Here is a 26,171-nt window from a genome sequence, read left to right as displayed (position 1 = left end):
TTTGTTCGGATTTTTTTGTTACTTTTTACTGATTTTTCAGTTCAAGACGTATTTTATCTGCAATTAATGCAATAAATTCAGAATTTGTCGGTTTACCCTTGCGGTTGTTCACGGTATAGCCGAACAGCTCGTCGATTGTATCCATTTTGCCGCGGCTCCAGGCCACTTCAATCGCATGGCGGATGGCACGCTCGACACGACTTGACGTTGTCTGGTGGCGTTTCGCGATGGTCGGATAGAGAATCTTGGTAATGGAATTGAGCATTTCCGTGTCCTCTACGGAAAGCAGAATCGCATCGCGCAGGTACTGGTATCCTTTGATATGGGCAGGAACGCCGATCTCGTGGATCATATTTGTCACATCGATTTCCAGACTGTTTTCCGGCGGACAGATCGGCTCTTTTCCGGGGTTTGTAAAATTTCTTGGATGGTATCTTCTTACTGATGTCATTCCTTTTGTTGCTTTGATCCGGTTCAGAAGAGTTTCGTTGTCGAACGGTTTTAAGACGTAATAGTAAGCGCCGAGCCGGAACGCATCTTCGGTGATCCTCTCCTCTCCTACGGCGGAGACAACGATAAAGGCAGGTCTTTTTTTCAGATTTTTATCCTCATTGACTTTCTCCATTACAGTCAGACCATCCATCTTCGGCATGAAAATGTCAAGCAGTACGACGTCCGGTTCTTTGTCGCGGATGATACTGTAGATATCATTTCCGTTTCCGGTCTGCCCGATCAGTTCAAGCGTGTCATCCTGTTTTATGACGTTCCCAAGCATTTCCTGCATGCGTTCGTTATCATCCGCGATGGCAATGTTGATCTTTTCCATAAAGCTCTCCTTTGCAAAAACTCATAGTCTTTCCGGAATTTCACTGCATCCGTTTTCTTCTGAACTTTTTCCAATCACACAGACATTATAATTTTATTTTTTCGCATTTTCAATATATTTCCCGTAATTTTTTGAAAATTCGATCGACATTTTCCGTAAAAATTCGGAAGTTTGTAACAATTTCAACCAAATTAACGCATATTTTTTCAGTTCCGTTCAAGCATGTTTTCCGCAAAGACACCGTAGCCTTTTTCTGGATGGTTTACGAAAACATGGGTAATGGCGCCGATCAGCCTTCCGTTCTGGAGCACCGGCGAGCCGGAATTTCCCTGTACGATGCCGCCGGTTTTCTGTAGCAGCCGTTGATCGGTAATTTCGAGCACAAAATTTTTGTTCGTATTCTCGCTTCCAAGATCGATTTCTGTAATCTCCGCCTCATACTCTTCTACCGTATTGTCCACGCACATCCGCACGGTGGCCGGGCCCGTCTCGATCTCCTGCCGATAGGCAATTTCCGTCACGGTAAGCGGCAGTGCACTGCTTTTTTCCCTGTCCAGAACGCCGTGGATACCGTAGATGGTATTCTCCGCCACTGACCCGATACGGTTCTTTTCTTCGTAATGGATCACGCCCTGCAGTTCACCCGGTACACCCGCTTTTCCCGGGATCACAGACAGAATCTGTGTCAGATACAGTTCTCCGCCGTTCAATTGGAGCATTTTTCCGGTATCGATATCACTGATTCCATGGCCGAGCGCTGCAAAGGTTCCGTCCGGTTCCACGAAAGTCAGTGTTCCGATTCCCTGCATATTGTCGCGGACCCAGGCCCCGAGGCGGCAGGTGCCGTCCTGGCTTTTCTGCGGTGTCACCTGCACTTCGATCGTTTCCCCGTCCCGAAGCAGGGAAAGATACACCGGGGAACCGTTTGATACTTTTACTGCATCAATCAGATCCTGCTTGCTGCGGATGCTCTGTCCGTTTACTTTTGTGATATAGTCGCCTTCCCGAAGAATATTTTCTGACGGACGGCTGACGGTTCCGTCGGACGAACGGATTTCGGCTGTACGGATCACCATCACACCGTCGGTCTCCATATAGATACCGACCGGCGCTCCGCAGACGGCAACTTTCGGCCGTTCTTCCTGGATCACACGGATCTTTTTCAGCGGGATCCCGGCGGCGGAACATTCTACAACCGTTTCTCCCGTTTCTCCGAATTCGGTTTTTTCTGCTTCCTTCGTATCTTCCGAAATCGTCAGAAGCGGATGTTTCGTGAGCGGCTGAAACGGGCTTTCGCTGTTCTCATCCACATACATCGTATCCGGCAGGGATTCGCGCATGGCATCGTAGCCAAGAAGAACAGCGAGGATCAGAAACAGCGCCGCCAGCGCAAGCAGGACTCTTCGGTATTTTTGTTTTCTCGTCATTTGCATTCCCATCCTTTCCGCCGCAGGGCAGAACTGCGGCATTTCTTTTGTTTTCGCGGCGGTCGTCAAGTTCTCGTGCAGGCACGGACTTTGACTCGCCGCCCGCGAAAAAGAGGGAAACCACGCTTTGTTTCGTGATTTCCCTCTTAGTATGCGGACTTCTCTTTATTTGAGTCTTGCAGATTTTTGTACCTGTGCCAATTCCTTCATCTCGCTGGCATTTGCCAGAACAGAATCCGTAATTTTCGCGCCGCCGAGCATTCTTGCCAGTTCTCTGACAGAATCTTCCTCGGATAATGGATGGATCGATGTGACGGTCTCGTTTTCTTCGACGTTTTTTTCGATTTCAAAATGAGAATCTGCCATCGCCGCGATCTGCGGCAGATGGGTGATGCAGATGACCTGATGGCGCTGCCCGATCTGTGCCATTTTTTCGGAAACCTTCTGCGCCGTCCTTCCGCTGATTCCGGTGTCGATTTCATCGAAAATCAGGGTTTCTGTCTCGTCGCGGTCGGCAAGAATCGTCTTGATTGCAAGCATGATTCGCGACAGTTCACCGCCGGAAACAACTTTCGCCAGCGGACGGATCGCTTCGCCCGGGTTTGTGGAGATTAAGAACTCCACAGCATCGGTTCCGTTTTCGGTGTAGCTTTTTGTCTTTTCAAATGAAATTTCAAATGCGACATGCAGGAAATTCAGGTCGCGCAGACCTTCGATAATCTGTGTTTCGAGCCGTTTTGCATAGTTTCTGCGGATTTTGGACAGATTATGTGCGGCCGCATCCAGTTTCTGCTCCGTTTTCTGTAACTGCTCCTGCAGTGCGGCACGGCAGCTCTCAAAATTTTCCAGTTTTTCCAGTTTTTTCTGCTGTTCTTCGCGGTATGCGGTGATCTCTTCCATCGTCTTTCCATACTTTGCTTTCAGGCGGTTGATCTCATCGAGCCGCTTTTCCGTCTCGTAATACTCTTCTTCAGAAAAGGTCAGTTCGGAAAGATATGCGGAAATTTCGCGGTTGAAATCATTCAGCAGTCCGTCAATATCGGAAAGGGTCTGCGACGGACCGGAAAGTGCATCGTCGTACACCGCGGCCTGCTGCAGCTCCCGGATTGCGCGGCCGACCTGCTCCCCGGCGCTGTTCTCTGCACCGTAGCCGGTGATCGCATATACCGTCTGCAGAGATTCCGCGATCTTTTTCGCATGGCCCATTTTCCGGTACGCAGTTTCCAACGCTTCGTCCTCGCCCTCTTTTAGCTCTGCCTGATCAATCTCGTTGATTTCAAACGTAAGAAATGCTGCCTCCCGCTTTCTTGCCTCCTCGTCGAGTTCGTACGCCGAGAGCTCCTTTCGGACATTCTTCCACTCCTGGTACAGCGCCCGGACCTCTCCTTTTGCCGTGGCCGCCTCGGTTCCCGCAAACGCGTCAAGAATCGCGATCTGCCGGTCCGGATAGAGCAGCGACTGGTGCTCATGCTGGCCGTGGATGTCGAGCAGCAGGGACGCAAGAGCTTTTACCTGCGAGATATTGCATGCCTCGCCATTGATGCGGCAGACGCTGCGGGATCCGGTGATCTTTCTGGAAATAATCACCTGTCCCTCCTCCGCCTCGAGATCCATCTCTTTTAACAGCTCCAGCACATGCGGATTTTCGGTTTCAAAGACCAGTTCCACCAGCGCGCTTGTCTCTCCCGTCCGGATCATCTCGCGGGATATCTTCTTTCCAAGCGCCGCGTTGATCGAACCGATCAGGATGGATTTTCCGGCTCCGGTTTCTCCGGTCAGTATATTCAGGCCCGGACCGAACTCCACTTCCGCTTCGTCGATCAGGGCCAGATTTTTTACGTGTAAGTTTGTGAGCATTCTTTTCCTCCGGTGTCACACCTGCTGTCATCTTTTTGTCTCTTTTTGCAGAGACGTGCGTTCTTTAGAACTCTTCGCCCGTCTCCTCCATGCCGTCCACCATTTTTTTCAGTCGTTCTGCTGCCACAAGCGCCGCATCATCGTCTCTTGCCACGCAGAGAATCGTATCGTCTCCGCCGATGCAGCCGACAATTTCATTCCAGTTCATCTCATCGAAAGCCGCTGCCGCCGCCATCGCCATTCCAGACACGGTTTTGATGACCAGAATATTTTTGGCAAGATCAACAGAAATAAACGCGTCTTTTAACACGCGCGCATAGCGGCTCCCAACCTCGGACGGTGCGTTCTGCAGAACCGCATAGCGGCTTCCGCCGTTCTCTTTTGGTACTTTTGTGAGCTTCAGCTGGCGGATATCCCTCGAAATCGTCGCCTGCGTTACGGCAAAGCCGCTCTCCTCCAGCTTCTTTGCCAGCTCCTCCTGTGTTTCAATATCATATTGGTTAATTAATTTGATAATCTGTGCATGTCTCGCGATTTTCATTTCAAGCATCCTTCCCCAGTAACTATATCTTAAATGTTTGCCATTTTCTTTCTTAATGTCTCCAGAAAACTGATGTTGCTGATTTTCACAATCAGAGTATCCCGTCTGGCCTTTTTGATCACGATCCGGTCGCCGGTTTTCATCGGAACGCGGGTGTCGCCGTCAAAATATGCCATGCCCTGTTCAATGCCGCCGTCTCTCGAAGGCCCGAGCTCCACCTCGATCACATCCTCTGCCGGAAAGACAATGCTTCTCGTATTCAGGGTGTGCGGGGCAAGCGGTGTCATCAGCATCAGGCTGGCTGACGGTGAGATGATCGGGCCGCCCGCGGAGAGGCTGTAGCCGGTCGAACCGGTCGGCGTTGCGATGATGATGCCATCGGCGCTGTAGGAATTTAAAAACTCCCCGTTGACGTAATTGTCGAACCGGACGACACGCAGGTTTCCCTCACGGGTGATCGTAATGTCGTTGAGTGCCGCGTCCTCCGCAATCAGCTTTCCGTCTCGGTAAATCGATCCGCAGAGCATCATGCGGTGCTCAATCGTATACTCATCCGCCATCAAATGATCCAGCGCCAGATAAAGCGTGTCACGGTCGATTTCCGCAAGATAGCCGAGCGTTCCCAGATTGATGCCGAGCAGTGGAATCTGTAAATCCACCACGTCGCCTGCTGCCTGCAGAAGCGTGCCGTCACCACCGAGCACCAGAATGCCGTCGATATCTGACGGAACCTTCGCCGGATCCGTATAATGGTATTTTTCCCCTTTTTCGCTGTTATCGCAGAGAAGACACGTTTTTCCGCGCTCCTCCAGATATTGCCTGATCTGGTCTGTCACGGTAAGGTCCGGGTCTTTTGCTCTGTTTGTGATCAGGTAAAATCGCTCCATATCATGCTCCTTAACCCTTTTATTTATCCAGTGTATCGTGTGCGCTCTTTACAACGGCGTCTACATCGACATTGGTCTCTTCCTCTGTCACGCCGTCCGGCAGCCGGACAAGGTGAACGAGATACTCGATATTTCCCTCCGGTCCTTTGATCGGAGAAAATTCCAGATGGCGCACGCCGAAGGAAATGCTTTTCGCATAGGAAATGACCATCTCAATGACTTCTTTGTGTACAGCCGGATCACGGACAACACCTTTTTTGCCGACTTTTTCGCGTCCTGCCTCAAACTGCGGCTTGATCAGAGCTGCAATTTCGCCGTTCTCTTCCATCAGATTTCGAACCGGAAGCAGCACCTTGGTCAGGGAGATAAACGATACGTCGATCGATACGAAGGACGGTCTCTCCTCGATATCCTCCGTCACGACGTAACGGATGTTCGTGCGCTCCATGCAGACAACGCGCGGATCGTTCCGCAGCTTCCAGTCGAGCTGGCCGTGGCCGACATCCACGGAATATACCTTGACGGCGCCGTTCTGCAGCATACAGTCGGTAAAGCCGCCGGTGGATGCTCCGACATCCATGCAGACCTTTCCATCCAGGGTAAGGTTAAAGTTTTTCATTGCTTTCTCTAATTTTAAGCCGCCGCGGCTCACATACGGCAGTGGTTTTCCTTTTAAGACAATCTCCACTTCTTCCGGGAACATGGAACCGGCTTTATCCTCCCGCTCATTGTCCACCAGAACTTCTCCTGCCATAATCATGGCTTTCGCTTTTTCCCGCGATGTGGCAAGGCCCCGTTCTACCAGTAATACATCTAATCGTTTTTTCATCTTTCTTCCTGCCCCTGTTTTCTGTAGTATTCCTCAATTCTGCCGCAGATATCTTCCGGCGTAAAGCCGACCTGTTTCATCTGGTATGATACACTTCCGTGCGGAATAAAGCGGTCCGGCAGTGCAATGATCTCCACGCCGAACGGAAGGTCTTCTTCCTCGGCAAAAGCAAGGACGCGCTCTCCAAAGCCGCCGTCTTTTACATTTTCCTCGAGTGTTACGACAAGCTCATACGTATCGGCAAAGCTTCGAAGAAGTTCTTCATCGATTGGTTTGACGAACCGCGCATTCACAAGCGCCGCATCCATATCCATCCGCTCTTTTAACTGTTTCTGCACTTCTTCTGCCATTTTTACCATACTGCCGACGGCAAGAAGTGCAACACGGCTTCCCTCATGGATCACTTCTGATTTTCCGAGGCAGATGGGCGCACGGAACTCTTTTAATCCCGTATACGCTTCCCCTCTCGGGTAGCGCACCGCGATCGGGCCGTCGTAATCGACCGCAAATTTGATCATATCCGAAAGCTCCCAGAGGTTCTTCGGTGCAAGAATTGTCATATTCGGCATCGAACCCAGATAGGAAAGGTCGAAAATGCCGTGGTGTGTCTCCCCGTCGTAGCCCACAAGACCGGCGCGGTCAATCGCAAAGACGACATGGAGATTCTGCATACAGACGTCATGCATGATCTGATCGTACGCCCGCTGCAGGAATGAAGAATAAATCGCAACGACAGGCGTAATGCCGCCGAGTGACAGTGCCGCTGCAAATGTCACCGCGTGCTCTTCTGCGATTCCCACATCGAAACAGCGGTCCGGGAACATGTTGTAGAAGCGTTTCAGTCCGACACCGGTCATCATCGCCGCCGTGACTGCCGCAACATCCTTTCTTCGATCTCCCATTTTCCGCATGACTGTGGAAAAGACATCCGTGTACGTCGGATTGGATTTTCCAACCGGCAATCCTGTTTTCACATCGAACGGACCCGCACCGTGGAATCTTGCCGGGTGGCGCATCGCCGGCTCATAGCCGCGGCCCTTCTGTGTCAGGACATGCACCAGAATCGGTCCTTCAAACCGTTTTGCTTCCTGGAAGGTCTTGATCAGCTGCGGAATGTTGTGGCCGTCCACAGGACCTAAATACGTAAGTCCCATATCCTCAAACAGCATGCCCGGAATGATGATCTGTTTGATGCTGCTTTTCGTCTTCCGCATCGCATCCACCATGCCAGGTCCGATGCCCGGAATGCGGTTCAATGCCTTTGTGACGTCCATCTTGAAATCCGTGTACGCCGATGCCGTCCGAAGGCCGGACAGGTACGATGACATACCGCCGACATTCTCGGTGATCGACATTTCGTTGTCATTTAAAACGATAATAAAATTCGATTTCAGGCTGGCCGCATTGTTCAGCGCCTCGTACGCCATGCCGCCGGTCAGCGCACCATCTCCGATGATCGAAACAACGGAATAATTTTCTTTTTTCAGTTCCCGTGCACGCACATAGCCGACGCCTGCGGAAATCGAGGTCGAGCTGTGGCCGGTGTCGAATACATCGCAGTCACTCTCGCTCCGCTTCGGGAATCCGCTGATGCCGCCTTCCCGGCGCAGCGTTTCAAACCCGTCTTTCCGCCCGGTCAGAATCTTGTGCGTGTAGGACTGGTGTCCCACATCCCAGATCAGCTTGTCTTTTGGAAGATCGAAGACGCGGTGCATCGCAATCGTCAGTTCCACGACACCAAGATTGGACGCCAGATGGCCGCCGGTTTTACTCAAAGACTCGATAATAAATTCCCGGATTTCCTCTGCAAGCGCCGGAAGCTGGTCCGCCGGAATCTTCTTAATATCGTTTGGTTTCTGTATTTTTTCTAACATGAAATCATCCCTTACTTTTTTCTGGAAGTCAGAGATTCAAACAGCTCTTCCAGAAATATTTTATCTCCCGGACAGGACAGATTTTTCAGTTCGTCTACGGCCTCTTTCGTAAGCCGTTTTACCTCCTGCTCCGCCCCGTCTGTGCCAAACATCGTCACATACGTTGTTTTTTCATTCTTTTCATCACTGAAAACCGGCTTTCCAAGCTCCTCCATCGTGGATGTGACATCCAGGATGTCGTCCCGGATCTGGAACGCGATTCCGACTTTGGAGGCAATCCGGCAGAGCGCGTCAAGATCATCGTCGTTTGCTCCTGCAAGTGCCGCACCTGCCATCATGGCAGCCTCTAAAAGCGCCGAAGTCTTGTTCTCGTAAATGTAGTCCAGCATCTCACGGTCGATGGCGAAATGGCCGGCTTTTTCATTCATCACGTCAACACTCTGACCGCCCAACATGCCGGAAATTCCGGTTTTCTGACAGAGAATGCCAAAAGCACGCACTACGCGGTCGGTGTGCTCCTCCAGTGGAAAGGCTTTCCAGGCTGTCTCGTATGCATAGTTTAAAAGAGCGTCTCCTGCCAGCACGCCGACGGCCTCCCCGAAGACGACATGGGTCGTTTTTCTGCCGCGGCGGTAATCATCGTTGTCGATCGCAGGGAGATCATCGTGGATCAGGGAATGGGTGTGAATCATCTCCATGGCTGCCATAAATGGTTTTACAGCCTCCCCGGTTCCGCCGAACAGACGGAAACTCTCCTGCAAAAGCAGCGGACGAAGCCTCTTTCCGCCCGCTGTCATACTGTAATTCATGGCTTTTGCCAGTTCCTTTGCAAAGCCTTCCTCTTTCGGCAGGTAAGCGGCAATGATACTTTCCGCTTCCCGCGTTTTTTCTTCGAGTACCGCTTTAAAATTCTCTGAATGTTCCATCCTCATTCATCTGGAGCATTTTTTTCTCGACGCGGTCAATTTTCTGACTGCATTCGTTCAAAAGCTCCATTCCCTCCTTGTATAAACGAAAGGAGTCTTCCAGGCTGACATCGCTGCTCTCCAGCGTTTCGAGCATCTGATCCAGTTTTCCAAATGCTGCTTCCAGTGTCTCACCGGAAGGGGTTCCTTCTTCTTTTCTCTCTTCTGCTTCCATATTTCCCATGTTTTCTCGATTCTCTGCTTTTTCACGATTGTTCCATCCAGGATACGGCCGATGTCTTCTCTGCGCGCGCTGTGATCTTTCCGTCTGATACACAGATTTCGAGCAGATCACCTTCTTTGACATCCTGCACCGAAGTGATGGCTTTTCCTTCTTTTTCCACGTAGGAATAGCCCTGGTTCAGCTTGTCCAGCGGGGACAGACCCTTCATCGCCTGAATGTAAAGGGCAAGGCGGTGGCGCGCTTCTTTGAGCTTTTCTTCCATCGCATCTGTATACCGACGCTCCAGCTCGGCGTGGCGTGCTCTCTGGTCACGGATCTTATTTTCCGGTCCGAGATACTTCCACTTTGTCTCGTACTGCAGAAGGCGGCTTCTCGCTCTCTGCGTCTGGTTTGCCATCGCATGGTTCATGCGGCTTTTATAATTTTCCAGTGTGTTGAGTACCGCGCGGACATCAGCGACCGCCAGCTCCGCCGCTGCGGACGGGGTCGGGGCGCGCAGATCTGCCACGAAATCGATGATCGTTGTGTCGGTCTCATGGCCGACGGCGGAGATCACCGGCGTATGGCAGGAAAAAACGGCACGCGCTACTTTTTCCTCATTGAACGCCCAAAGATCCTCGATCGAACCGCCTCCGCGGCCCACGATCAGCACATCCAGATTCAGTGCGTCCAGACGGCGGATGCCCTCCACGATGCTGTCCGCCGCTCCCTCTCCCTGCACCAGGGCCGGGTAGAGGATGATCTGGACAAAGGGATTCCGGCGGAGTGCAATGTTTTTGATATCCTGCACAGCAGCTCCCGTCGGTGCTGTGACAACGCCGATTTTCTTTACATACGCAGGAATCGGCTGCTTGTACTCCGGGGCAAACATGCCCATCTCTTCCAGTTCTGCTTTTAGGGCCAGATACTTTTCGTATAAAAGGCCGGCGCCCTCTTTTGTGATCTCTTTTGCATAGATCTGATACTTTCCGTCCCGCTCATAGACGCTGATGCTGCCGCCGACAATCACATTATCGCCGTCCCGCATCGGGAAGGCAAGGCCGCGCCGCGAACCGGCGAACATGACACAGGAAATGGTTCCTTCCGCATCTTTTAAGGAAAAATAGATGTGGCCGGACGGATGGTATTTACAGTTGCTTACTTCTCCGCTGACGTAAATCCGGCGGAGCATATAGTCCTGGTCAAAGATGTTTTTGATGTATGAATTGACCTGGCCTACGGTGTAAACATTCTGATTTTTATTTCTCATCTTCTTCTCTTGCCAGTTTTCCAAGAATACCGTTGATAAAGGACGGAGACTGGTCTCTGCCGAAGCGTTTTGCCAGCTCAACGGCCTCGTTGATGGCTACACCGACCGGAACGTCCTCGTCGAATTTCATCTCGTAAACGGCAAGACGCAGGATCGCCAGGTCTACTTTTCCCATACGGGTCGTTTTCCAGCCCTCGGAAGTACGGTTCAGCATCTCGTCGATTTCCGGGATGTGCTCGGTCACATGATGGTATTTCTCTTCCATATAGGTCTGATCTTTTTCGCTTACGGTTACTTCTTCATCCTCGTCGTTGTCGTCAGAGTACGTAAAGTAAAGAGACATCTGCTGCGGCATCTCCTCTTTCTCCTGGAACTCTGCGGTATAGAGAAGTTTAAAAATATTTTCGCGAAGTTTGCTTCTGTTCATTGTCTGTTTTAATTCCTTCCTGTATAGTTAATTAACTATTTTTCTTCCATTTCATCTGGCTCTGAATAGTTAACAAGAACCGCGGGGTTGTAAGGGGTCGCCTTATTCCCTCGCGGTTCGTTGTTTTTTATTTCGTCTGTTCCATATTCACGCCTGCAATGGCTACATTGACATCGGAAACTTCCAGGCCTGTCATATTCTCGATCGCTGTTTTTACTTTTTCCTGTACGTTTTTGCAGGTTGCCGGAATCTCGTATCCATATTTGAGATTGAGGGCAAGATCCACGCAGACAACGCCGTCGAGTACATCAACTTTGACACCCTTGGAAAGATTTTTCATGCCAAGCTTGCTGACTAATTCGTTGGTAATATTTCCGGCCATGGAGGCTACCCCGTCCACTTCCGTTGCCGCAAGTCCTGCGATAATAGCTACCACCTCGTCTGCAATCTGCACGGTTCCGATTCCTTCGTCATCATATATCGTATAAGTGTTTCTTTTCTGAATTTTTGCCTCTGCCATCTTAAAGAACCTCCTCCTTGGCTGACTTTCCTTTATTATACCAAAAGTTTTCCGAAAATAAAAGTTTTTTTTATTCTTCTTCCTGTGCCGCGCACCACTCGCGTGCTGCCGGCGTGTTGGCAAGGCCGCCCTGGCCGGTTTCGCGCAGACTCGGATGCATCTGGTCGCCGACTTCCCGCATCGCATCGATCACCTGATCCGGCGGAATGCGGCTTATGATTCCCGCAAGTGCCATGTCCGCCGCAGAAAGTGCATTCACGGAACCGATCACATTCCGCTTGACGCACGGGACCTCGACAAGACCGCCGACCGGGTCACACACGAGACCGAGCAGGTTCTTTAATGCCATCGCTGCCGCATGCGTGATCTGGGACGGAGTGCCGCCGCCAAGTGCGGTCAGTGCGCCTGCCGCCATCGCGCTTGCTGTTCCGATTTCGGCCTGGCAGCCGCCGGAAGCGCCCGCAATGTAGGCCCGCGCCGCAACGACCTGGCCGATACCGGCTGCCGTGTAGAGCGCACGCACGATCTGCTCATCCGCTGTCCCCTTCTCTTTCTGGTAATTCACGAGCACAGCCGGAAGCACACCGCACGCTCCTGCGGTCGGTGCTGCAACGATCCGCTTCATGCAGGCGTTTGACTCACCCATCGCAAGTGCAGATGCCATAACTTTTCCGACAAACGGTCCGCAGAGCGTGTTCCCGCTCTCGACATACGCACGCATCGTCTTTCCGGCGCCGCCCACAAGACCGCTTCTCGACTGCAGCGAACCGTCGTAATTCCGTTCAGCGCCTTTCATGGCTTCCCACATGCCGCGCATCGTCTCAATGGACTCTTCGCGGCTTACATTTCTCTCATTCATATCGTCCAGAAGGATAACTTCATCAAACGGCAGGTCTTTTTCCTGGCACTCCCGGACAATTTCTTCCAGTGAATTATAAAACATCGTCCTCTTCTCCTTCCGTTACGTTGATGTATGTTACCTTTACAATGCCCTCACGATGCTCCAGCCATTCCAGCGACTCTTTGGGAAGCGGCTGATCCATCTCCACGACCATGACGGCCGATCCGCCTCTCTTGTCGCGGTAGAGGGACATATTCGCAATGTTGACTGACTTATGTGCCAGCATCGACGTAACCTCGGCTACGTGGCCCGGCTGGTCCAGATTGTGGACGATCAGGGTCGGAATCTCGCAGCTGCAGTTGACATCCAGCCCGTCGAGGCGGTTGATCATGATACGGCCGCCGCCAAGGGAGCACGCCTGCACCTCGAGCGTCCGGCCGCTCTTTCCCTTTACTTCCAGAACGACGCTGTTCGGATGGGCACTCGTCAGATTGGCGATGCCGAATGAATAGGAAAGACCCATCTTCCGGGCAATTTCAAAGCTGTCCGGAATCCGCTCGTCATCCGGCCGCATGCCGAGAAGACCCGCGACGAGACCGCGGTCCGTTCCATGACCCTTTCCCGTTGCGGCAAAGGAACCGTACATCAGTATTTTTGCTTCCACCGGCTGTTCCCCGAGAAGTTTCTGCGTCATCCATCCAATCCGCACTGCCCCCGCTGTGTGCGAACTCGACGGACCGACCATCACAGGGCCCAGAATATCGAATAAGTTCATTCCTTCTCCTTTTTAAGCGGCATCCCGCTCTTTTGTTCTTAGTTTTTGCTGAATTCGGTCAGCACAAGGTCTTTGTTTCGATCCTGTACCATGCCGACACTCCACGGATTGACAAAGAGAAGCAGCGGATTTCCCTTGAGGTCCATGACCTTCTTCATATCGGATGTACCCTGAATACGGTCCAGGTTGATCTCCTCTTTGTTTGCGATCCAGCGGATGTGCTCATACGGCAGGTTCTCCAGACGGATATCCACGTTGTACTCGTTCTCCAGACGGTATTTTAAAACGTCAAACTGCAGGACGCCGACAACGCCGACGATGATCTCCTCCATGCCGCCTTTGTACTCCTGGAAAATCTGGATCGCACCTTCCTGTGCAATCTGGGAAATTCCCTTGACGAACTGTTTTCTCTTCATCGTATCGAGCTGGCGCACTCTTGCAAAATGCTCCGGCGCGAAGGTCGGAATTCCCTCGTATGCGAATTTTTTGCCCGGCATACAGATCGTATCTCCGATAGAGAAGATGCCCGGGTCAAATACACCGATGATATCGCCGGCGTATGCTTCATCAACAATATGACGGTCACTCGCCATCATCTGCTGCGGCTGGGAAAGACGCATTTTCTTTCCTCCCTGCACATGGAAGACTTCCATTCCGGCGTCGAATTTGCCGGAGCAGATGCGCATGAATGCGATACGGTCACGGTGTGCTTTGTTCATGTTTGCCTGGATTTTAAAGACAAACGCAGAGAAATCCTCTTTGACCGGATCGATCACGCCGCAGTCTGCCGTACGCGGAAGCGGCGGCATCGTCATCGTGAGGAAGTGCTGCAGAAAAGTCTCCACACCAAAGTTGGTGAGCGCAGATCCGAAGAATACCGGGGAGAGCTCTCCCTTGCTGACAAGCTCCTGGTCAAACTCTGCACTTGCGCCGTCGAGCAGCTCGATCTCATCCATAAGCTGTTCTTTCTGGTCCTCATCGACCACATCGAGAAGATGCGGATCGTCGATATCAATTTCTTCCTCGATACCTTCCTTCGTTCCCTTCATTGTATCGGAGAAGGTAAGGACTTTCTTTTTGTCACGGTCGTAAACACCGCGGAATTTCTTTCCGGAACCGATCGGCCAGTTGATCGGGCAGGTTGCAATGCCGAGCTCTTTTTCGATCTCGTCGAGCAGCTCGAAGGTATCGTTCGCATCGCGGTCCATCTTGTTGATGAAGGTAAAGATCGGGATGTGGCGCATGACACAGACTTTAAACAGCTTTCTGGTCTGTGCCTCGACACCCTTTGAGGCATCGATCACCATAACGGCGGAATCGGCTGCCATCAGGGTACGGTACGTATCCTCCGAGAAGTCCTGGTGTCCCGGGGTATCCAGAATGTTGATGCAGTAGCCGTCGTAATTGAACTGCAGAACGGAAGAGGTAACGGAAATACCACGCTCTTTCTCGATCTCCATCCAGTCGGATACGGCATGGCGCGCAGTCGCTTTTCCTTTTACGGAACCGGCGAGATTGATCGCTCCTCCGTACAGCAGGAATTTCTCAGTCAGTGTGGTTTTACCGGCATCCGGGTGGGAAATGATGGCAAAGGTACGCCGTCTTTCAATTTCTTTTGTATAATCAGGCACAGTTTTATCTCCTTTGGAATATAAAATCTTATTTACTATGTTTTCCATGTTTATGCTTTTTAGACATACTAATTTATTCTATTATATGCCACCATTCCTGTCAATCGTTATCTTGACAGTTCATTCATAATCGAAGCATAAATCTTCTGACTCCGGTTTTCCCAGTTGCTGCAGATCTTTTTGGCCGCCTCCTCGGACGGAACCGTCACGACAATCTCAAAAATAGTCGTCTTCCGCTCTCTTGCCTGACAGCGGACCTCGTAGTCATCTCCCGCGGTCTTGTAGTAATCGGCCACAACGGACGCTTTTTTTCGCAGTTCATAGGAGTGTTCCTTCATATAGCGGTCGATTTCCTCCCGGATTTCCGGAGAGATCTCGTTTTCGAAGAAGGAAAGCGTCTTGCTGCCCTCCTCAGTCATGTGGTAGTACGAGGTGTTGCGCACCTTCTCGATCTCGATCAGCTTTGTATCCTGCAGCTCGCTTAACGCCTCCTGGAGATGAAAGTAGTTCGTGTACTCTTTTTCCAGGATAAAATCCGAAATCTGTGTATTTGACAGCGGAAAATTCACATTCTGCAGCATGTAGAGAATAATCAGTTTGTATAACGTAAAGGATGATTCAATCACGGTGTGTTTCCTCCTTTTTCTTCGTCCAGAAGCTGTCCCTGATACGCATGTTCTTCTTTCATGCGATGATGCAGCTCATTTAAGACGGCGCGTTTTGCCTGGCTCCATGTTGGTGCAATCAGAAGATCCCCGGGGCCGTCTCCCGTCACACGGTGGATCACAAGATCGGGACGGAGGCGCCGCAGACAGTCGATGACAAGGGTAAGATACGCCTCCTGCTCCAGCACCTCAAATTTTCCGGCCGCGTAGTCCGCCGCAAGATCCGTGTTTTTCAGCACATGAAGCAGCTGAAGCTTGATGCCGGAAATGGAAAGTCCATTCAGGTAATCCATTGTTGCAAAGACTTCTTCCTGTCCCTCCCCCGGCAGACCGAGGATCGTGTGGACAATCACGGGAATCCCCCGCCTGTGCAGCTCGTTTACTGCCTGTTCAAAACAGGAAAGCGGATAGCCCCTTCGGATATACTGTGCCGTTTTTTCATGCATCGTCTGCAGTCCCAGCTCCAACCAGACCGGTTTGATCCGGTTCAGCTCTTCTAACAGAGAAAGAACCTCTTCCCCTAAGCAGTCCGGTCTCGTTCCGATCGAAAGGACCACGACCTCCTCGTCCGAAATTGCCTCCCGGAAAATTTTTTCCAGATATTCCACCGGCGCGTACGTGTTCGTATACGCCTGGAAATAGGCGATGAACTTATGCACCGGCCGCTTTTGCTGCAGGAGGGATTTCTGCTCCCGGATCTGTTCCGGGATGGATTTGTTTCTGTCCCCGGCAAAATCACCGGAGCCGCCCGCACTGCAGAAAATGCAGCCCCGGTCACCGCAGGTGCCGTCCCGGTTCGGACACGTCATCCCGCCGTCGAGCGAGAGCTTGTACACTTTTTCCCCGAACGTCTTTTTCAGATAGGCGTCCAGCGAATAATACGGCTTTCCAAGCCAGTCTGTCATGATTTCTTCCCCTTTTATTCGATGTCTTTTCCAATTTTTTTGAAGTTTTCCCGGATCTTCTGCTCATAGCCGTTCGTTCCAAGATGAAGGAAACGGCTTCCTAAGATCTCGTCCGGCAGATACTGCTGCTCGACGTAGTGATTCGGGTAATCATGTGCATACTGATAGCCTTGACCGTGGCCGAGTTTTGCAGAACCTTTGTAATGGGCGTCCTGCAGATGCGGCGGAACCGACGTCCGCACACTTCCGACCGTCTTCATCGCCGCAAAGACTGCCTCGCACGAAGAATTACTCTTCGGTGCACAGGCAACATACGTGGCTGCCTCCGCCAGAATAATCTGCGCCTCCGGCATGCCGACGCGTTCCACGGCAAGGGACGCGGAAACTGCTACATTTAAGGCATTCGGATCGGCAAGGCCGACATCCTCCGCCGCGCAGATCATGATGCGGCGGGCGATAAACTTGATATCCTCCCCGGCATACAGCATTTTGGCCAGATAAAAGACCGCCGCATCCGGGTCAGAACCGCGCATGCTCTTAATAAATGCAGAGATCGTATCGTAATGCTGATCGCCCGTCTTGTCGTACCGCACGACGCGCTTCTGGATGCACTCCGATGCCGTTTCGAGATCGATATGGATTTTTCCGTCCGCCTGACGTTCCGTCGAGAGGACGCCCAGCTCGATTGCATTTAAGGCCGCTCTCGCGTCACCGCCTGCGATGTCGGCGAGGAACTCTTTTGCATCCGCATCGAGCACAACGTTGTACGTCCCGAGCCCCTTTACCGGGTCCGTCACCGCGCGCTCCAGCAGTTTTTCGATGTCCTCTTTTTCGAGCGGCTTTAATTCAAAGATAATGGAACGCGAAATCAGCGCCCCGTTGACCTCGAAATACGGGTTTTCCGTCGTCGCGCCAATCAGAACGAGTGTGCCGTCCTCCACAAACGGAAGCAGATAATCCTGTTGCCCCTTGTTGAAGCGGTGGATCTCGTCGACAAAAAGAATCGTCTTTTTGCCGTACATGCCGATCCGCTGCTGCGCTTCTTTTACGACTTCTTCCATATCCTTTTTGCCGGCTGTCGTGGCATTCAGCTGGGTAAACTCTGCGCTTGTCGTGTTGGCGATGACGCGGGCAAGCGTCGTTTTTCCCGTTCCCGGAGGGCCGTAGAAAATGACGGAGCCAAGTTTATCCGCCTTGATCGCACGGTACAACAGCTTTCCAGGGCCGATGATGTGCTCCTGTCCAACCACCTCGTCCAGCGTTGTCGGGCGCATGCGCGATGCGAGGGGGGACTCTTTTTCCATTGTGGTTTCTTTCATATAATCAAACAAATCCATGTATTTTTCACCCCATTTTTCTTCCTGCCATTTATCTTATCACATTTTGGCGGGTATCCTCAACCCCTTAATCTCGGATTCTCCGCAACTATGTTCGATGGAATCCGCGGAAGCTATTCTTCAATCAGCTCACGCACCGTCACAAACGTGTATCCCTCTTCTTTTAATTCTTTTAAGATCCGCCGCAGCGCTTCCACTGTCGCGCGGTAGCCGTCATGCATGAGAATAATGCTGCCATCCTTCACATTCGGAAGCACCTCGCTGCAGATCGACGCGGTGTTCTGGCTCTCCCAGTCGCGGGAATCCACATCCCAGAGTACCGGGATCATCGTCACTGCAAGGTCCAGCCCCTCTCTCCATTCCCCGAACGGCGGACGGATATAGACGGGATATTCCCCTGTGATCTCGTAGATTGCATTGCTTGTTTTCACGACCTCCTCCCTCGCTTCCTCTTCTGATACTTTCGTAAGCTGAACATGATGAAACGTATGATTTCCGATCAGATGGCCTTCCGCATGCATCCGGCGGACGATTTCTTCGTTTCCGGCAAGACACTGCCCCTGCAGAAAAAACGTTGCCGGAATTTCATTTTCTTTTAAAATTTCAAGCACCTCCGGCGTATAGCACGCATTCGGCCCGTCATCAAATGTCAGCGCCGCACGGCGGGGCACACTTTTTTCTGCTTCCGCCGCTGTCTCTTTCGCGCCTTCTCTTTCACACCGTGCCAGCTCTGCAAACAGAATAGCCGCCATTATCACAGCCAGAAGCGGCAGAGGAACGTGCCGCACTTTTCGGAATCTCCGCATGGTCTGCCCTTCGCACTTTCTTCTGCATTCCCTGTATTATATGAAAAACAGGAGAAAAGATGCCGCACCCGGCGGTTCTTTTCTCCTGTTTTTGTTCTTTATGTATCCTGCACCTGAAGAATATGCGTACCGGACGCAGTATCCTGGTAAACGATATCTCCGATGGACTGCAGCAGCGATTCGTTCAGTGCATCGCCGTATTTCTCCTTTTCTTTGCTTCCCACAAAAATGTAGGTCACATGATACTGCTCCAGCAGGCGCAGCACTTCATTCGTATCGGTCGAGGTGTACATCTGTTTCACGTCCTCGGCGCGGACATTTAAGTCTGCGGGATCCCCTCTCCAGAGCCATTCATGGACATACCATCCAAGCACGGTCGGAAGGCCGGTCATTGCGGAAACACGCTCGTAATCGCTGTAGCTGTCGCCGTTCGCCTCAAGCACAACCGACTGTCCTTCTATTGTTTCATCCAGCCAGCGGATGGCACCTGCGTCCTCGGAAAAGACATTTTCCAGATATGCTGTCGCATCGAGTCCGCGGTACTCGGACAGATCGAAAACATTTCCGAACCAGGAGTACACGCTCGTTCCAAAATAGCCGAACGTCCATAAAAGCAGTACCAGCCCGATTCCGCCGAACACCTGCAGAATCCGCTCTTTTTTCCAGAGCAGGAACCGCGTGATGATGTAGCTCATGCAGATACCGAACAGGATAAATGCCTGATACGTCAGCTTGAACATCGTGTTGGAGCGCGCATACGATTCTTCGTAGATATCGCGCACATAGACGAGCTCCGGAATGATGATAAGGCCGATGGCACAGAGGCCTAAAATACCGATCACCATATCGCTCACCGCAATCTCTCTCCAGAAATTACAGAAGGCAGAAACTTTTTTTGGCTTTTCCGCCGTTTCTTTTTCGCCCGGCTCCGGTTTTTTCTCTCCCAGAATCAGGGCAACGGCCTGCTCTTCCACCTCTTCCTGCGTCTTTCCATCGGCAAGTACAATCTGTCCCTGCCTCTCCATGCCCGGAAGATGACAGTTTTTCCGCCATGCTAGCAGAACGGCTGCGATAAACAGCACAACGAGCACCGTCGGAAGCCCCCAGAGAATCGCCAGCTGATACAGCATCGAATGGTGCTTGGCAATGCCGACACCGGAAACCATCGTCTCAAACTTCATTGTAAACGGAAGGGCGACAATCGTTCCAATTGCAAAAGCTTCTGCAGCCTGCAGGAGAACCGTTCCGATCGTCTCTTTCGCCCGCGCATGATACCGGTACAGCGCACTGTACAGAGAGAAGCCTGCAATCACGACGAAATAGATAACAAAATCCCAGTAGTTGGACCAGTGGAACACACCGATCAGAAAGCCCGCCGCGATGATCTGCGGCTGAAGCAGAACGTCTTTTAACGACCATTTCCACTCTTTTTCCGGATCACGGCAGGTATTTTTCACGTAGGAATATAAAAGGCCCAGCACCAGCAGGACGAACATGACATTCACCACATGGGCATGCAGGTCGCCGAGCACAAAGGAATACGATGGAAACTCATGAATCGTGCGGTCATTTTCCACAAGCGGGTCATACCCGATATAGCGGGTCGAACTCGGGAACCAGTAAGCCGATTCGTTCAGTCCCAGCCACTGTCGGATGCAGCCGTAAATCACATAGTGCATATTTCCTGCAAGGGAAACGGCGCCTCCCGAAAGAAGACCGCCAAGCACCGGTGCAATCTGGCTTTTATTGCCGCCCTCTTTCCGGATGCGGTGGCACGCACGCGACTCTGCCAGATGGTAGGTGATCGAAAACGGCAGAACAAACGCGAACGATGCCACCATCGTACGCATCAGATGGTACGTCTGCTTTACATCCGTGAAGGTAATCTTCGTCAGAAATACGGCATAGAACTGGCCGCCGTAATAGTAGTTAATACCGCTTCCGCTGTACCAGAGATCCTCTGCCGGAACGGCGGTGCTGCGCATCATGGCCTTCATAAAACCATAATCCATGAATTTTTCGGTTCCGTGTGCCTCCGGGTGAAAGCCCGCAAGATAGGTCCAGAGAAGGAAAAAGGCGAAAAACAACACTTCTTCCATCATCAGGAAGTCGATTTCCGGCGCATGGACGCGTACCTTAAAACATCCGAAAATCCAAGAAGCCAGGATCAGTACACCGACTGTGATCAGGCAGACCGGTGCGGTAAACGGAACCAGTCCGAAGCTTCCAAGAGCAAATACAGCAAAACCGGAAACAACGATGCCAAGCACTTTAGAAAACATCCATCCCCGGTCATGAAACCGCGGAAACAGCGCTGCGGCAGCCGGATAAAATCCAATACCGAGCACCAGGGTCATAAGCCACCACTTCAGGAACGAAACGTTGTCCGTTCCAAGAAGCGGCGTTGTGGCCAGCACAAGCAACACCAGCAGAATGCCGGAAACTGTCGTCTTTTTGCTCATCTTTAATTATCTTCCTCTGTCATTGTATAGACATGACGTTTTCTTGCCATCTCATCGCTTGCAAGATACTCGTCGTAGGTGGTCATCTTATCGATCAGCGCGCCGTTCGGAAGGATCTCCATGATACGGTTTGCTGTAGTCTGTACAAACTGATGGTCGTGGCAGGTGAACAGCAGCACGCCCGGGAATTTGATCAGACCGTTGTTCAGTGCAGTGATGGACTCCATATCCAGATGGTTGGTCGGCTCGTCAAGAACGAGAACGTTTGCACCGGAAATCATCATCTTGGAGAGCAGGCAGCGCACTTTCTCTCCTCCGGAAAGGACTCTGACACGTTTCACGCCGTCCTCACCGGCAAAAAGCATTCTTCCGAGGAATCCGCGGACATACGTTACGTCCTTGATCTCGGAATACTGGGTCAGCCAGTCTGCGATCGTCAGGTCGCAGTCGAATTCTGCGGTGTTGTCCTTCGGGAAGTAAGCCTGTGTAGTGGTTACGCCCCATTTGTAGTAACCGGAATCCGGCTCTTCTTCTCCGGTCAGAATCTTGAACAGCATGGTGATCGCCTGCTCGTTGCTTCCGACGAAAGCAACTTTATCTTCTCTTCCGAGGGTGAAGCTTAAGTTATCCAGGATTTTCACGCCGTCTACGGTTTTGGTCAGTCCCTCTACCTGCAGAACGTCGTTTCCGATCTCACGGTTCGGACGGAAATCGATGTAAGGATATTTCCGGCTGGACGGTTTGATATCGTCGAGCTGGATTTTCTCCAGGGCTTTCTTACGGGAAGTAGCCTGTTTACTCTTCGATGCGTTGGCGCTGAATCTAGAGATGAAGTCCTGTAACTCTTTGATCTTCTCCTCTTTCTTCTTGTTCGCCTCTTTCATCTGTTTTACCAGCAGCTGGCTGGACTCAAACCAGAAGTCGTAGTTTCCGGCATAGAGCTGGATTTTTCCGTAATCTATATCTGCGATCTGGGTGCAGACTTTATTCAGGAAGTAACGGTCGTGGGATACGACGATAACGGTATTCTCGAAGTTGATCAGGAACTCCTCAAGCCACTCGATCGCATCGAGGTCCAGGTGGTTGGTCGGCTCGTCGAGAAGAAGGATGTCCGGGTTTCCGAACAGGGCTCTTGCAAGAAGAACTTTGACCTTCTGGCTACCGGTCAGGTCTGCCATCTGTGCGTAGTGCAGTTCCGGCTCAATGCCAAGGCCGTTTAAGAGCTGCTCTGCATCGGTCTCTGCCTCCCAGCCGTTCATCTCTGCAAACTCACCCTCGAGCTCGCTCGCTTTGATACCGTCCTCATCGGTGAAGTCTTCTTTTGCGTACAGCGCCTCTTTCTCTTTCATGATCTCATAGAGACGGGCATTTCCCATGATAACGGTGTCGAGTACCGGATAGCTGTCGTATTTGAAGTGGTCCTGCTCGAGGAAGGAAAGACGCTGGCCCGGTGTGATGGTTACGTCTCCGTTTGTCGGTTCAAGCTGGCCGGACAAGATTTTCAGAAAGGTTGATTTTCCCGCTCCGTTGGCACCGATCATGCCGTAGCAGTTTCCCTCGGTGAATTTGATATTGACATCTTCAAACAACGCTTTTTTTCCGACACGAAGTGTCACATTATTTGCTGCAATCATACTTTTTAAAACCTCATTTTCTTATTCTTAATTGTAAACGTGAAGTTACCGCCGGGGTTTCCCGGTCATACGGAGTATAGTCTACCATAGGTTTCCGTTTTCTGGCAAGTAGGGAAAGCCCTTATTCTTCGTCTTTTTCACCGGAAATTGTAAAAAAGCTGTCATCCCGGTCTTTTTTGTCGATCAGTTCATTGTACTGCAGGCATTCATACTGCCGTTCGTACTCGAGATCCTCCTCCGGCGCATCGCTGTCGTTCCAGCGGTACCAGGTTCCGTCACTTGCTAAAAAGCCGAGGTGATTGAGCGCCGGCATCTTCTCGCGCAGGTCAAGCAGATACTCGTTGTACGGCGTCAGTTCCAGGCCGGTAAGGCTTAACGCATAGCTTGAGAGATAATTTGTGCTGATCCAGACATTGCTCTCGGATTTCATGCTGTAGTTGGTCCAGATGAAGAACGGGGTTCCATAGAACTTCTCCTGATCCTCGACCGAAAGATTCTGATAGGCGTCTCCGGCAATCCATGTTTCAAACGCATCCGGCAGTTTCGGGGAATGATCGCCGAACATAATGATCATCGTCGGCTCGTCCACCTGCTGGAAATACCGGATCAGATAGGAAATTGCCTCATCGGAAAGCTTTAACAGGGAGAAATACTGATCGGCCTCATCACTGTCGTAGCCGTTGCAGTTGATATCCGCCTGGAAATAACGGTTCGTGTAGCCGCTGTGGTTCTGCATCGTCACATCAAAGAGGAAGAACGGGCTGCCCGGCTCCTTGTTCTCGTAGGTTTCCACGATCTTCTCATAGTTCGCCTGATCGCTGATCATGCCGCGGTACCGCTTGGCCGTATCGGAGAACTGATCAATCGAGATGAAATCATCAAAATCAAGGAAACGGTATGCCGTGCTCCGCTTCCAGTTTGTCGCCTTGTTCGGATGCATCGCAATTGCCTGATAACCCTGGTCTTTTAACGTCGTGACAAGGGAATACTGGCTGTGCGTAAAGTAGCTGACGTACGGCACCATGCCCGGGAACCGCTTGCAGGAGTTTCCGGTCAGGAACTCATACTCCGTTTTTGCTGTTCCGCCGCCCTTGGTACACGTCAGCGTGTGCCCTTTGATGATATTTTCGGTCAGCGAGTCGAGGAACGGCATGTAGCTCTCGCTCGTCTGCGGATCGCCGACGGAACGGTAGTCAAACCACGACTCGTTCATGATCGCGATGATGTTGACGGGTGTCACGCTATCCGCATTATCTTTTCGAAGATCTTCTGTTTTCGTCTCTTTCTCGCTCGTATCGGCAATCGCTGTCACTTCGTCTTTCGAATAGCCGTCCGGCGGTGTCAGGCGCATGTATTTGGCGACCGCGGTAAAACCGACTGTCGTTCCGTACTGGCGGTATGTCTTCGCCGGATTCCAGAGGTCACTGATGACACCGAACTCGGCGTTCCAGTTCAGATTCATGTACGCCAGGTATGTTCCGAGCGTCAGCGCAGCAGCAGCCACGCGGAGCAGAATTTTATTTCTCGTTTTCCGTGCAAAACGGTATTCCCGGCTCTGCAGCCAGAGGCGCACAACGAGCATCATCGTGATAAACGAAGTCACGATTTCACCTGTGATCTCGAATTTGTAGCCGCCGACTACGTCCGCCGCCGTCGCAATGCTGTACAGGTCGATGAGCTGGAACGCTTCTCCGCGGAACAGATAAACATAGTAGAATACCAGACTCATGCAGAAATAAAAGATGTTCATGAAAATCATCGCGCGGCGGATGGAGTTCAGAAAGAGGGAAACGAGAATGGAAAGTACGAAAATGACACCGATATTCAACAACGCATAATACCATTTCATCTCCCGGAACTGGCTGTTTGTGACAAATTCCAGTGTGGCAAACAGATAGGCTGCGTTTGCCAGCATCAGAATCGGCTGTTTCCATCCCACATAGCGCGGTTTTGATTTCTGGTCCGGCTTTGCAGCAAACCGGCAGAAACTGACAACTGTCGTCAGTATGATACACGCCAGCAGGCATGGGAACAGAAAGTGAATACTCCACTCCCGGTCTGCCGCCGTCGTATCCAGCAGCGGGCGCGCCAGAAACAGCAGCACCGCCAGCACGCCGAAATACAAAACAAGAAACGCGCACCGGGCGCGCTCCTTTTGATTCTCTTTTAATCTCTGATAAAACTTCTGCATCGAAACTTTATGCTCCTTTTATAAACAAGAATTATAATCCTTCCGTAAACGGCTCGTCCGCCGGATAGCCGCCGCCTAATTTTTGCATACAGCGCTGGATGGAATCTTTTGAATTTCCCCAGTCCTTATCCTTGTTGCGGTAATCGAATTTGTCAGTAAACCATGTTACCTCTTCCTGCAGCCGCTGGTAATTTTCTTTCATGATTTTGAACAGAGTCGGGTAAAATTCCGCTTTCTGTTTATCATTCAGCTTTTTCTCCGCCGTTTCTACCAGATCCGCAAAATGCGGCAGACAGAAGCCTTTTCCCTCGCGGAACAGTCTTGCAAACTCCTCGTCTTTTTTGTAGAGATCAAAGAACGTATCAAGATAGCGGTTATAGTTTGCCTTGAAGTGATCGCAGACGTAGCACGAATGCGTCTTCTCATCAATCCACTGGCCGATCGCAGTCTCACGGCCCTGTTTGTCGAGGGATGTCTTCTGCATCCGCTTGAACACCGAGGATTTTCCCGGTGCAAACAGATCCATCTGTGCGGCAAGCTCCTGGTTCAGTTTTTTCAGATGGGTGGATAAAATCAGACCGCTTCCGAGACGGTTTCCGTAATCGTACATCATTTTATAGTGGTGGCGGCAGAATCCCATCGCGTCTGTTTCCGCACGCACATCATCCTCCATATAGGATGCGCCGGAACCGAGCGCAAACGAAATCGCATGCTGCTCTGCTTCCCGCTCCAGATAGCAGAACGGGCACTCATCTTCCGCCTTGAATGCATCCATCAGCGGAATGGTATGGATCGACTCTTTCATATGCAAAAACCTCCGATTTTATTTGTTGGTGCTTTCTACAGCATACACAAAAACCTCTCATTTGTCAAAAGAACTCTTTTTCCTGTTTTCCTATTATTCTGATGGATAATTTCTATATTTTGCACAATTTACATGTGCATTATAAAAATTTAAAGTTGTTTCTTTTTGGTATTTAATCGTTTAAGATAAATATTATATAAGTCTTTGTATCACTCTGTTCAGAAAGGAGCCATAGCAATGGGAGAACGTCATACGGAGGAGATGCGCCTCCTCGGTCTTACCATCGCTTTTTATCGCAGAGCACGCGGATTAACGCAAAGTGAGCTTGCCGAAGCTGTCCAGATCAGCCGTACACATATGAGCAACATCGAAGCGCCAAACAGTCATACCTCTCTGTCTCTAAACAAGCTGATGGATATTGCGGAAGCACTCGAAATTCCGCTGAAAACATTATTTGATTTCAAACGGTAAGCCCGGAAAGCTTTCCGTTTTTTATAGCAGATTTTTACAGCAACCCCCCGCAGCCGGTGTGC

24 protein-coding genes are annotated in these 26,171 nt (G+C 51.2%); 1 reads left to right on the top strand and 23 read right to left on the bottom strand.

What is annotated here, in order from left to right; genetic code table 11:
* Positions 1–25 precede the first annotated feature (25 nt).
* From spo0A to DWY63_RS00935, 23 genes are all read right to left on the bottom strand, one after another.
* Positions 26–826: a sporulation transcription factor Spo0A gene (gene spo0A / locus DWY63_RS01045; protein WP_022463341.1), complete on the bottom strand. Its 801-nt coding sequence runs from the start codon at positions 824–826 to the stop codon at positions 26–28.
* A 206-nt stretch (positions 827–1,032) separates the two neighbouring features.
* Positions 1,033–2,253: a SpoIVB peptidase gene (spoIVB, locus tag DWY63_RS01040; protein ID WP_158568303.1), complete on the bottom strand. Its 1,221-nt coding sequence runs from the start codon at positions 2,251–2,253 to the stop codon at positions 1,033–1,035.
* A gap of 165 nt (positions 2,254–2,418) precedes the next feature.
* Complete coding sequence (gene recN / locus DWY63_RS01035; protein ID WP_055218237.1) at positions 2,419–4,110, bottom strand: DNA repair protein RecN; 1,692 nt, start codon at positions 4,108–4,110, stop codon at positions 2,419–2,421.
* Between the two features lie 64 nt (positions 4,111–4,174).
* Positions 4,175–4,651 carry an arginine repressor gene (gene argR, locus DWY63_RS01030; protein WP_055218239.1) on the bottom strand — a complete coding sequence of 159 codons (477 nt, stop codon included), beginning with the start codon at positions 4,649–4,651 and terminating at the stop codon, positions 4,175–4,177.
* Between the two features lie 29 nt (positions 4,652–4,680).
* Positions 4,681–5,538 (bottom strand): NAD(+)/NADH kinase, encoded by an 858-nt coding sequence (locus DWY63_RS01025; protein ID WP_055218241.1) that lies wholly within the window; start codon positions 5,536–5,538, stop codon positions 4,681–4,683.
* 19 nt (positions 5,539–5,557) lie between these two features.
* Entirely contained in the window at positions 5,558–6,367 is an 810-nt protein-coding gene (locus tag DWY63_RS01020; protein ID WP_022463346.1) for a TlyA family RNA methyltransferase, read from the bottom strand.
* Entirely contained in the window at positions 6,364–8,241 is a 1,878-nt protein-coding gene (gene dxs / locus DWY63_RS01015) for a 1-deoxy-D-xylulose-5-phosphate synthase (protein ID WP_117800839.1), read from the bottom strand. Before dxs ends, DWY63_RS01020 begins: the two co-directional genes overlap by 4 nt.
* An 11-nt stretch (positions 8,242–8,252) precedes the next feature.
* On the bottom strand, positions 8,253–9,167 hold the full coding sequence (locus tag DWY63_RS01010; protein WP_330415388.1) for a polyprenyl synthetase family protein: 915 nt from the start codon (positions 9,165–9,167) through the stop codon (positions 8,253–8,255).
* A complete protein-coding gene (gene xseB / locus DWY63_RS01005; RefSeq protein WP_226906307.1) occupies positions 9,145–9,390 on the bottom strand; it encodes an exodeoxyribonuclease VII small subunit in 246 nt (81 codons plus the stop codon). Before xseB ends, DWY63_RS01010 begins: the two co-directional genes overlap by 23 nt.
* 22 nt (positions 9,391–9,412) lie before the next feature.
* Complete coding sequence (gene xseA, locus DWY63_RS01000) at positions 9,413–10,639, bottom strand: exodeoxyribonuclease VII large subunit (RefSeq protein WP_022463350.1); 1,227 nt, start codon at positions 10,637–10,639, stop codon at positions 9,413–9,415.
* A complete protein-coding gene (gene nusB, locus DWY63_RS00995) occupies positions 10,629–11,066 on the bottom strand; it encodes a transcription antitermination factor NusB (protein WP_022463351.1) in 438 nt (145 codons plus the stop codon). The genes xseA and nusB overlap by 11 nt, the downstream gene beginning before the upstream one ends.
* A gap of 127 nt (positions 11,067–11,193) precedes the next feature.
* A complete protein-coding gene (locus tag DWY63_RS00990) occupies positions 11,194–11,586 on the bottom strand; it encodes an Asp23/Gls24 family envelope stress response protein (protein WP_022463352.1) in 393 nt (130 codons plus the stop codon).
* Between the two features lie 70 nt (positions 11,587–11,656).
* The gene (sdaAA, locus tag DWY63_RS00985) at positions 11,657–12,529 is read right to left on the bottom strand and encodes an L-serine ammonia-lyase, iron-sulfur-dependent, subunit alpha (protein WP_117760404.1); all 873 of its coding nucleotides are present in this window, start codon (positions 12,527–12,529) and stop codon (positions 11,657–11,659) included.
* A complete protein-coding gene (gene sdaAB / locus DWY63_RS00980; protein WP_117760405.1) occupies positions 12,519–13,202 on the bottom strand; it encodes an L-serine ammonia-lyase, iron-sulfur-dependent subunit beta in 684 nt (227 codons plus the stop codon). Before sdaAB ends, sdaAA begins: the two co-directional genes overlap by 11 nt.
* 38 nt (positions 13,203–13,240) lie before the next feature.
* Positions 13,241–14,833, bottom strand: coding sequence for a peptide chain release factor 3 (locus DWY63_RS00975; RefSeq protein WP_022462532.1), 1,593 nt, complete (start codon positions 14,831–14,833; stop codon positions 13,241–13,243).
* Between the two features lie 107 nt (positions 14,834–14,940).
* Positions 14,941–15,459, bottom strand: coding sequence for a DUF4364 family protein (locus DWY63_RS00970; RefSeq protein ID WP_022462531.1), 519 nt, complete (start codon positions 15,457–15,459; stop codon positions 14,941–14,943).
* Entirely contained in the window at positions 15,456–16,403 is a 948-nt protein-coding gene (locus DWY63_RS00965) for a TIGR01212 family radical SAM protein (RefSeq protein ID WP_022462530.1), read from the bottom strand. Before DWY63_RS00965 ends, DWY63_RS00970 begins: the two co-directional genes overlap by 4 nt.
* 14 nt (positions 16,404–16,417) lie before the next feature.
* Positions 16,418–17,740, bottom strand: a complete 1,323-nt coding sequence (locus DWY63_RS00960) for a replication-associated recombination protein A (protein WP_022462529.1) — start codon at positions 17,738–17,740, stop codon at positions 16,418–16,420.
* 113 nt (positions 17,741–17,853) lie between these two features.
* Complete coding sequence (locus tag DWY63_RS00955) at positions 17,854–18,528, bottom strand: polysaccharide deacetylase family protein (protein ID WP_158568302.1); 675 nt, start codon at positions 18,526–18,528, stop codon at positions 17,854–17,856.
* 116 nt (positions 18,529–18,644) lie between these two features.
* Positions 18,645–21,008 carry a DUF2298 domain-containing protein gene (locus DWY63_RS00950; protein ID WP_117800836.1) on the bottom strand — a complete coding sequence of 788 codons (2,364 nt, stop codon included), beginning with the start codon at positions 21,006–21,008 and terminating at the stop codon, positions 18,645–18,647.
* A gap of 2 nt (positions 21,009–21,010) precedes the next feature.
* A complete protein-coding gene (locus tag DWY63_RS00945; RefSeq protein ID WP_022462526.1) occupies positions 21,011–22,642 on the bottom strand; it encodes an ABC-F family ATP-binding cassette domain-containing protein in 1,632 nt (543 codons plus the stop codon).
* Between the two features lie 121 nt (positions 22,643–22,763).
* A complete protein-coding gene (locus DWY63_RS00940; protein WP_117800833.1) occupies positions 22,764–24,833 on the bottom strand; it encodes an LTA synthase family protein in 2,070 nt (689 codons plus the stop codon).
* A gap of 31 nt (positions 24,834–24,864) precedes the next feature.
* Positions 24,865–25,638 (bottom strand): DUF6062 family protein, encoded by a 774-nt coding sequence (locus tag DWY63_RS00935; protein ID WP_117509116.1) that lies wholly within the window; start codon positions 25,636–25,638, stop codon positions 24,865–24,867.
* Between the two features lie 237 nt (positions 25,639–25,875).
* On the opposite strand from DWY63_RS00935, the gene DWY63_RS00930 reads away from it, so the two are divergent.
* The gene (locus DWY63_RS00930) at positions 25,876–26,109 is read left to right on the top strand and encodes a helix-turn-helix domain-containing protein (protein ID WP_022462523.1); all 234 of its coding nucleotides are present in this window, start codon (positions 25,876–25,878) and stop codon (positions 26,107–26,109) included.
* Positions 26,110–26,171: the final 62 nt, after the last annotated feature.

The organism is Blautia sp. AF26-2 (assembly GCF_003460955.1).
GTDB classification, from domain to species: Bacteria; Bacillota; Clostridia; order Lachnospirales; family Lachnospiraceae; genus Fusicatenibacter; species Fusicatenibacter saccharivorans.
Note: the sequence above shows the minus strand (reverse complement) of the source record. Positions and strands in the feature narration are given on the sequence as shown.

What these genes read in the sequence shown, in the direction of transcription:
- sdaAA (WP_117760404.1), bottom strand. Translation starts at nt 12,529, where the DNA reads ATGTTTTATAATTCACTGGAAGAAATTGTCCGGGAGTGCCAGGAAAAA.
- xseB (WP_226906307.1), bottom strand. Translation starts at nt 9,390, where the DNA reads ATGGGAAATATGGAAGCAGAAGAGAGAAAAGAAGAAGGAACCCCTTCC.
- dxs (WP_117800839.1), bottom strand. Translation starts at nt 8,241, where the DNA reads ATGTTAGAAAAAATACAGAAACCAAACGATATTAAGAAGATTCCGGCG.
- xseA (WP_022463350.1), bottom strand. Translation starts at nt 10,639, where the DNA reads ATGAGAAATAAAAATCAGAATGTTTACACCGTAGGCCAGGTCAATTCA.
- DWY63_RS00935 (WP_117509116.1), bottom strand. Translation starts at nt 25,638, where the DNA reads ATGAAAGAGTCGATCCATACCATTCCGCTGATGGATGCATTCAAGGCG.
- sdaAB (WP_117760405.1), bottom strand. Translation starts at nt 13,202, where the DNA reads ATGAACTTATTCGATATTCTGGGCCCTGTGATGGTCGGTCCGTCGAGT.
- DWY63_RS00930 (WP_022462523.1), top strand. Translation starts at nt 25,876, where the DNA reads ATGGGAGAACGTCATACGGAGGAGATGCGCCTCCTCGGTCTTACCATC.
- nusB (WP_022463351.1), bottom strand. Translation starts at nt 11,066, where the DNA reads ATGAACAGAAGCAAACTTCGCGAAAATATTTTTAAACTTCTCTATACC.
- DWY63_RS00990 (WP_022463352.1), bottom strand. Translation starts at nt 11,586, where the DNA reads ATGGCAGAGGCAAAAATTCAGAAAAGAAACACTTATACGATATATGAT.
- DWY63_RS01025 (WP_055218241.1), bottom strand. Translation starts at nt 5,538, where the DNA reads ATGGAGCGATTTTACCTGATCACAAACAGAGCAAAAGACCCGGACCTT.
- DWY63_RS01010 (WP_330415388.1), bottom strand. Translation starts at nt 9,167, where the DNA reads ATGGAACATTCAGAGAATTTTAAAGCGGTACTCGAAGAAAAAACGCGG.
- DWY63_RS00945 (WP_022462526.1), bottom strand. Translation starts at nt 22,642, where the DNA reads ATGATTGCAGCAAATAATGTGACACTTCGTGTCGGAAAAAAAGCGTTG.
- DWY63_RS00940 (WP_117800833.1), bottom strand. Translation starts at nt 24,833, where the DNA reads ATGCAGAAGTTTTATCAGAGATTAAAAGAGAATCAAAAGGAGCGCGCC.
- DWY63_RS00960 (WP_022462529.1), bottom strand. Translation starts at nt 17,740, where the DNA reads ATGGATTTGTTTGATTATATGAAAGAAACCACAATGGAAAAAGAGTCC.
- DWY63_RS00965 (WP_022462530.1), bottom strand. Translation starts at nt 16,403, where the DNA reads ATGACAGACTGGCTTGGAAAGCCGTATTATTCGCTGGACGCCTATCTG.
- spo0A (WP_022463341.1), bottom strand. Translation starts at nt 826, where the DNA reads ATGGAAAAGATCAACATTGCCATCGCGGATGATAACGAACGCATGCAG.
- argR (WP_055218239.1), bottom strand. Translation starts at nt 4,651, where the DNA reads ATGAAAATCGCGAGACATGCACAGATTATCAAATTAATTAACCAATAT.
- DWY63_RS01020 (WP_022463346.1), bottom strand. Translation starts at nt 6,367, where the DNA reads ATGAAAAAACGATTAGATGTATTACTGGTAGAACGGGGCCTTGCCACA.
- DWY63_RS00950 (WP_117800836.1), bottom strand. Translation starts at nt 21,008, where the DNA reads ATGAGCAAAAAGACGACAGTTTCCGGCATTCTGCTGGTGTTGCTTGTG.
- recN (WP_055218237.1), bottom strand. Translation starts at nt 4,110, where the DNA reads ATGCTCACAAACTTACACGTAAAAAATCTGGCCCTGATCGACGAAGCG.
- spoIVB (WP_158568303.1), bottom strand. Translation starts at nt 2,253, where the DNA reads ATGACGAGAAAACAAAAATACCGAAGAGTCCTGCTTGCGCTGGCGGCG.